The organism is Erwinia sp. 009765445 (assembly GCF_058137865.1).
The window spans coordinates 175,234-182,953 of the sequence record NZ_JBYUWC010000012.1; the positions used below are offsets into that span (position 1 = coordinate 175,234).

Below are 7,720 nucleotides of genomic sequence, written 5' to 3' on the forward strand. Positions count from 1 at the left end.
ATCAGGACTGCTTGTAGAAGATATCGCCTGATTCAGCCTTGATGATTTTGCCGTCAGCTTTGTTGAACAGCACGTAGTTGCCCCCCATGTAAGTCCAGCCGGTGCCTTCATCTGGTTTCGTCAGGTTGCGGGTTTTCCAGTCAACGATTTCGTATTTTTTGGTGCGATAGCGATCGGGGATCACGCTACCGATGGTGAAGCGCTGGAAATCAGCAAAGAAAGACTTAATTTCATACGGATGAGCCGGGTCTGGCTGATCCTGAGTGTCGGTATCCGGGTTCTGCATGGCCTGAGCCTGTGCGCCGGTAGAGGACCCCTGAGGCGCATCGGAAGCCGGAGCCTGCGGATCGCTTGGCGTCTGTCCTTCCGGTACCTGTGCATCAGGTGCCTGGGCATCTGCCGCTGGTGCTGGAGCCTGAGCAGACTGATCCTGGGCTACCGATGCCTGAGCCTGCTCGCCTTCAGCGTAGGCAACAGAGATCAGTGGCACAGCGCCCAACAACATTGCTGAAATTAAAACATACTTCGACTTACTCATAGTGTCTCCAAATTGCCCTGTGCCTGCCCGCAGGCATACTCACTGAATTCTACAAAATTACGCTGACAAGTTTTCACTTTTTTGCCCCACCAGACACTGAAGAAGCATGCACCCAACATTTTGCTGTAGAAGATAAAGTGTTTCCCGCCGGAAGAAACTGAAAAATTGTAAAGAAAGGATGAATAAGACCCGGCCTTCCCCTGCCACCCCGCCGCGCTTTCACAACAAGCTGACCGATAACGGCCTGGTGCAATTTAATTATCCTGACGATGTTGCTGCTCAAATTCATTGAGCTTCTTCATCTGCCGGGCAATTTCGTCAAACAGGTGGCGTTTTTCTGCCTTCTCGCCAGACATCAGCCGCTGGAATCCCATCACGCTGCCATTACCTTCCAGCCAGTGGTGATCGAAAACTTCCTGAGAAAAAAACCGCTCAGTGCACTGACACAGTGCTTTTGTGTGCAGATCCCAGACATAAGTTCTGACATCAAAGACATTACCAGGACTGCCATCAAGATACAGGCAAACATCAGAAGAATCGATCCAGTGTTCAAATGCGAAACGCAAAGCCGGATAACCATACCAGTGATGCAATCTCGTCTGCACATTGTAATCATGATCGCTAAACTCGCGAGTCAGATAACGCAGCCCTTCTTCCTGCAGCGACTTGATTACGCTGCTTTTCAGGCTGACCATTTCCTGAATTTTACCTAAGTTATTCAGGACAAAATCTTCCGTGTCGGGAGATATGTTTGTTGAGGCCATTAATGACTCCAGATGCAAAATAAACTCGCGTAAAAGGATCAGCCATTTGCTGAAGGGTAATGAGACAAAGGCTTTACCAGAACGGGCTGACAACTCCGCAATCAGATTCTTATAACTGATGCCTGACCAGCCTTCAGGTGATTCACCTTCTGGAGAAAGAACCACGTAGATACAGGCTTTATCCTGCTTTCGCCCTTTCTCTGCCAAATAATCGCTGTAGTCACTGAACGGGGTATTTTGCTGATGCCATATTTTATTTTCCAGCACCAGCAGCCATTCATCAGATTCCATCAGGATATCAATCCTGTTTCCCAGTTTCGTGCTGACTTCGCGCTCGGGAGCAGCCAGCAGGGAGGCTTCAACAGGTTGTTGTGCTTCGGGTAAACAGGCCAGCAGCGACTCTAGTGCCAGCGTGCCCAGGCCATGACCTGCATCCGGATAGAAGAAAAATGCCAGAAGATCGCTGACAGGATTTTCATAATGCCCTCTGGCTCCGATGGAAAACAGGTTAGGTTCCTGTTTATCGGGGGGAGGCAGCGATGTAAGAGCTTTAAGTAAGTTCCGCAGTTCCGCTAATTCCACTGTTTTTTCCTTTACTGTGTTTTTTAAGCGATCTTGTGCAGCATCTTAGCATTAGTTTGGCAGGTAAAAAGGGGAAGCCATCTGGCTTCCCCTGCAGGAGATTACCGTTCGCGGAGGGCTTCTTTTGCCCTGTTAAGCGGTTTGACCAGGTATTCCATAATCGTTTTACTGCCAGTATGGATTTCAGCCATGGCGATCATCCCCGGATAGGCCGGAAAATGTTTGCCCTTTTTGTTCACCAGATAATCTTTCTCCGTGCGCACATACACCCGGTAATAGTATTTATCCCGGTGAACCTCATCCTGAATAGTATCCGGAGAGATAAAGGCCACTTTGCCTTCCAGCCCGCCGTAGATGTTGTAGTCGTAGGCGGTCAGCTTGACCACCGCGCGCTGACCGGGAGTGATAAATGCCACGTCGCGGGGGGCAATCTGCGCCTCAATCATCAATTGCTCATCCAGCGGGACGATCTCCATCAGATCGCCACGCTGCGGAATAACGCCGCCAACCGTGTTGATCTTGATATCCTTCACAATCCCTTTGACCGGCGCGACGATCACCGTCCTTTTCAACGAGTCGGCCCGACCGATAATAACCGAACGCTGCGAGGCCGCTTCAGCATTGGCCTTAGCCAGATCTTCGCGCGCTTTTACATCGTACTGGTTCTGCGCGTCGTTAAGCTTACTCTGCAAATCATTGGCCTGGCGCTTCAGTCGTAGCACTTCCACGTCACTGGCCGCTCCCCGTGCCACCAGAGAAGAGGTCAGCCGCAGCTCACGATTGATCAGGTCCAGCGCTTCACTCAGCCCGGCAAGACTTTTTTTCAGGTTTTCGCGCCGCGATCTGTACAGCGCCGTTTCTGCCGCCACCAGAGCAGGATCTTCCTGCACCTCCGGTGGGAAAACCAGCTCGCGTCCTTCCGTTTCGGCCTGCAAACGGGCAGAAGTTGCCAGCGCAGCCCGCAAACGCGACTGGCTCTCCTGAACGCCGGAGTCAATCTGGGTGGGGTCCAGCAGCGCCAGAACCTGCCCGTCTTCCACCACATCCCCTTCGTGAACTTTCAGCTCCTTCAGAATACCGCCTTCCAGCGACTGGATGATTTGCTCGTGCGAGCTGGGAACCACCTTGCCAACCCCGATGGTAACTTCATCCAGCTCAAAATGAGTCGCCCAGAAGAAGAACATTACCATCAGTACCAGCACTGACCAGACGATCACCGCGCCGGAAGAGATCAGACGACGGGGCCGCTGATGGCGGGGTAAACGCAGCCATGAAAAGAGAAAAAGATTACGCAGACTCATGATTTCGCTCCCTGCGAAGACAGATTCACCTTACCCTGATGCGGTGTGGCCTGCGCTTTCGCAGGGGCAGACACCAGCATCTCTTCCTTTGTCCCATCTCGGACAATTTTACCCTTATCAATCAGTATAATACGGTCAACCAACTGCATAACCGCCGGGCGATGCGTGGCCACGATCACGGTACGATTGCCCATCCACGCCTGCAGCTTTTCGATCAGATGTTTCTCCACCGCATCATCCAGCCAGGCAGTGGGTTCATCCAGCAGCAGAACACTGGGCTGTCGCAGAACGGTACGGGCCAGCAACAGCTGTTGTCGTTGCCCACCGGAGAGTCCCTTGCCGCCTTCCTGCAGCTGATAGTCCATGCCTTCCGGCAGGCGGCGAATAAATTCACTCGCGCCGCTGATTTCCAGTGCCTCCAGCATTTCATCTGCGGTGGCCAGCGGCATGCCCAACTGCAGGTTTTCGCGGATGCTGCCAAAAAACAGCGAGGAGGTTTGTCCCAGCAGGACGACATCACGACGAACATCCAGCGGATCCAGTGAGGAAAGCCGCACCCCGTCAAGTAAAATGGCCCCTTCGTTTGGCTGCAACAGCCCCGCCATCATTTGCAGTAAGGTGGATTTACCGGAGCCGTTACGCCCCAGCAGAGCGATTTTCTCTCCCTGCTTAATCACCAGCTTGCTGACCGTCAGTATCGGCTCAGGCGAGTTTGGATCGTAGCGATAGCTCGCTTCCGACAGCTGATATTCACCGTAAATTTTAGGGCGGTGGATCTGGACACTGCGTTCAGGCTGATCGACCTCGCTGCGGAGCAGGTTTTCCAGCCCTTCACGGGCCACTTTTGCCTGCTGCCAGCGGCCGAGGATCATCGCCAGCTGCCCCAGCGGCGCCATCATGCGGGAAGCCAGCATTGAGCTACCAATCAGCACCCCGGTGGACAAATCGCCGTTAATGGCGAGGAAAGCCCCCACCAGTACCACGCTGATATAGGCCAAGGTCTGCACTTCGTTAGTCCAGCTGGTGAGCAATCCACTGATAAAGCGCTGCTTTTTAGAGGTTTTGCTGATTGCCTCGTTCAGGTGATTCCACTGGTTCTGGAAGTAAGGCTCAGCACGCAGCATCTTGATGTCATCCATGCCCTGTACGGCTTCAACCAGCATTGCATTGCGCACCGCAGATTCGCGCATGGTGGCCCTCGAAAGCTTCGCTAATGGGCGCTGCACCAGCAGACCAGGGATGATAATCAACGGAATGGCAGCCAGCGGAACCAGCACCAGCCAGCCTCCCAGCAGCCAGAGAATAAACAGGAAAATGATCAGGAACGGCAGATCGGCAATGGCTGTAACCGTGGTGGAGGTGATCAGCTCGCGGATCTGCTCCAGCTCGCGGATTTGCGCGATGAACGAACCGGTAGATTTTGGCCGCAGATCGTTACGGATACGCAACGCATGACCAAAAACCCGGTCGGAAATGCGCAGATCGGCACTTTTCCCTACCGTGTCAGAAATATGCGTACGGGTAATGCGCATCACAAAAACAAACGTCAGAGCGATCACTACCCCACTGAACAACACCCACAGCGTGGGAATAGACTGGGAAGGAATAACCCGGTCATAAACCTGCATGGTAAACAGCATCGCAGACAGGCCAAGAACATTCGAAATCAGGGAGGCAAACATCACGTTCAGATAGCCAGGCCATTCCCGCAGGATGGTGTTCCAAAGCCAGTCAGAACGATAAGGCTTGATGTAGTCATCAACGCGCGCATCCGGCACCGAGGTTTCCGGTTTAGCCAGCAGGACGCGACGGGCATTTTCTGCCAGCTCCTACTGCAATGCCAATTGCAGCTGCAGCGGCCAGCGCACCACCGGCAATGCCCATAGCGCTGAAGCCGTTATCTGCAGCGATAGTGTCTACCGACGTGGAAGAGAGTAAATAGAAATCAGATGCGGCATCATACTCATAAGAATACACCACGCCATCAGAGCCCGATGCCAGGATGACAGGCTGCTCTGCAGCAGGGAAATTATCCAGCACGATATCGTACTGCTCCCCAGTAACATCATCGAACACTTCTAAAGACAGTTTCCCATCAGCCTTTTTGACGTGAATTTTTTTAGGGGGTTGCCCGTTATTGTTGTGGATTTCAAAGGAAACTGCCTGCTGAGGAGCCTGCAGTGTGAGGGATTGATTGGAATTTAAGGTTTGCTTAGAAAGCAAATTACCTTTGATATCCTTAATAATTAATTGAAAATTCATTTTTTCACCAATAAAATCTGGAGTGACTAATTTGTTATTCAAAAGCAGAAACAGAGTCTTTTCTGCGGTGCAACATGAAGAATAACTTTCCTTTTAAATCAATATAATACCCTCCAAAGCAAACAACCCAGTTGGCATTAACTGAAGAAAGCGACAGTTTCCAATTATTTCCTAAACGTGATTGATAAATAAATTGCGCTATCGCAGGATAGCGCTAAGAGGAGACGGTTCAGGTCAGACTGTTAATATGAAAATAATAAGGTTTTATTATCTTTCCATTCAGATAAATACCTGTTCCTTCAGATGTTTGTTTAGAAATAATAAAGTCGCCAGGAACCTGTAACGACAACAAACGAAGCTGCAATGACTGCATAACCTGCCAAAGGCGCTGATTAGATGACTTCAGACCATGTACATCCCAGACGTGATAGAGGACATCTTTTTTCAGGACAACTTTATTGTTCGCGTTCTGCAATAAGAATAAGAACAGGCGTGTCATCGTATCCCGCATTCTGTATTCTTTAATTGTGCTGCGACTTTTCGGATCCAGGCAGGATAATCGACGATGGCTCAAATCAAACTGAACAAACTGGCCAATGTAATACCCCGCGATAAGTTTTTCCAAATACTCTTCCTCACCCTGAAGCAGAAAACAGTTATACGGCGTTTTCTGGAATCCATCTTATAGATTGCTGTTGAAAATAAAAAGAGAATGATATTCATCTTAAATCATCAATATCTTATACCACCAAAACAATATATAACGGTTTAAAATGCCAAAAACTGAAATCGAAAAATGAAAAAAAACATGTTATTAACAATGACATTTATAAGGGTGTGGGTTTACCTGATGAATTAACTCAATTCAAAATTTTTATTTTTATAAAAAAACAGGATAATACCCCGACTTAAACTGATTAATTTTCGTTTTACAGACAATTCATGAAATTTATGGCCCCTGATTTAGGGGGGGTTGGCGATCACTTCACTCAGTAACTCTTTAGGAGATAAGGAGAATATTCAGAATTTTGTTACAAACCAGTTAGTTCGATTCCTGATTAAAATTCTAAAATGACCCGATTTTTCCTGTAACAATCCAGACAAAAATGATAGCGAATTTGTCTGCCTCTGCAGCCAGAATCAGATCAGTAAACATCATTCATTCTGGCCGCTATTAAACGCCAGGCAGACTAAACATTGAGTAAACCGAAAAACCTCATCACTCTTACTCAGTAAGGAGAAACTGATTTAATGAGCCTGATCAAAAAATGCTGGCCTGATGACCAGCCATTGCATCGGAAATTTTCCGGGAACACCTGTTAGAGGCTTTCTGGCGATGACCTGAGGTTTGAGGTTTGAGGTTTGAGGTTTGAGGTTTGAGGTTTGAGGTTTGAGGTTTGAGGTTTGAGGTTTGAGGTTTGAGGCTGGCATTCTGTGCCAGCCTGGCGAGAAGAATCAATCCCGGCGAGATTTCATCACATGCAGCAAAGGAACCAGGGACAGGCCATCGGGCATTTCACCCTGCGCAATCAGATCTTCTGTTTGCGAAAGCGTGAACCAGCCAGTCTCCATCACTTCATCCTGATCCTCTTCCATCCCGACAAATTCAAGATCGGTTGCCAGCCAGGTGATAAACAGCTGATCGCTGCTGCCATAAGAAGGATTAAAACGGATAATTTCCCTGATTTGACCAGCCTGATAACCCGTTTCTTCCCGCAGTTCCCGGAGAGCAGCAACTTCAGGATCTTCCCCGACATCAACACCACCTGATGGGATTGCCCAGACAACTTTATCGATTAAATAACGGTAATGGCGGATCAGCAGCACCTTGTCCTGCTGCATAGCCACAATGCCCACAGCGGGTCGGGGATGATGGATGGAATAAAAATCCCGGCGCTGTTGTTCAGCGACGTCGATGCTCACTTTGCGTACGCTAAACCAGGGGTTTTTCACCAGTACTTCTGCGTCATGCATGTCTGCGGCGGTTAGTTCTTTCTTCATCGGTTCTCCCACATCAGGTCTGTTGAGCTGTGCAGGATGATCTCATGGCTGAGATGGATGGCCCAAGTGGTTCTGTCTGAAATGGAGATGGAGATGGAGTGGCGGAAGATCACAGGAGTCGAACCTGCCCGGGACCGCTGGCGGCCCCAACTGGATTTGAAGTCCAGCCGTCTCACCGGAAACGACGATCTTCCTTGGACTGACCCCACAACCGTAGACATTTCCTGTCCTCACGACGAGGCCAGTTCAAAGGCCTCCGGACTGACGCCGCC

The 7,720-nt window shown here is 49.9% G+C and carries 7 protein-coding genes and 1 tRNA gene; all 8 read right to left on the reverse strand.

Going from position 1 to position 7,720, the window contains the following annotated elements; translation table 11 throughout:
• Position 1: 1 nt before the first annotated feature.
• Complete coding sequence (locus AC3Y5R_RS15025) at positions 2-538, reverse strand: RcnB family protein (protein WP_489922013.1); 537 nt, start codon at positions 536-538, stop codon at positions 2-4.
• Positions 539-792: 254 nt separating this feature from the next.
• Positions 793-1,884, reverse strand: a complete 1,092-nt coding sequence (locus AC3Y5R_RS15030) for a PD-(D/E)XK nuclease family protein (RefSeq protein ID WP_489922014.1) — start codon at positions 1,882-1,884, stop codon at positions 793-795.
• A gap of 101 nt (positions 1,885-1,985) precedes the next feature.
• Positions 1,986-3,185 carry a beta-barrel domain-containing protein gene (locus AC3Y5R_RS15035; protein WP_489922015.1) on the reverse strand — a complete coding sequence of 400 codons (1,200 nt, stop codon included), beginning with the start codon at positions 3,183-3,185 and terminating at the stop codon, positions 1,986-1,988.
• Positions 3,182-4,963 (reverse strand): type I secretion system permease/ATPase, encoded by a 1,782-nt coding sequence (locus AC3Y5R_RS15040; protein ID WP_489922016.1) that lies wholly within the window; start codon positions 4,961-4,963, stop codon positions 3,182-3,184. Before AC3Y5R_RS15040 ends, AC3Y5R_RS15035 begins: the two co-directional genes overlap by 4 nt.
• A gap of 13 nt (positions 4,964-4,976) precedes the next feature.
• Positions 4,977-5,489 carry a hypothetical protein gene (locus AC3Y5R_RS15045; protein ID WP_489922017.1) on the reverse strand — a complete coding sequence of 171 codons (513 nt, stop codon included), beginning with the start codon at positions 5,487-5,489 and terminating at the stop codon, positions 4,977-4,979.
• A gap of 187 nt (positions 5,490-5,676) precedes the next feature.
• Positions 5,677-6,072 (reverse strand): hypothetical protein, encoded by a 396-nt coding sequence (locus AC3Y5R_RS15050; RefSeq protein ID WP_489922018.1) that lies wholly within the window; start codon positions 6,070-6,072, stop codon positions 5,677-5,679.
• A gap of 830 nt (positions 6,073-6,902) precedes the next feature.
• Positions 6,903-7,448 carry an NUDIX domain-containing protein gene (locus AC3Y5R_RS15055; RefSeq protein WP_489922019.1) on the reverse strand — a complete coding sequence of 182 codons (546 nt, stop codon included), beginning with the start codon at positions 7,446-7,448 and terminating at the stop codon, positions 6,903-6,905.
• A gap of 99 nt (positions 7,449-7,547) precedes the next feature.
• Positions 7,548-7,642, reverse strand: a tRNA-Sec gene (locus AC3Y5R_RS15060).
• Positions 7,643-7,720 lie beyond the last annotated feature (78 nt).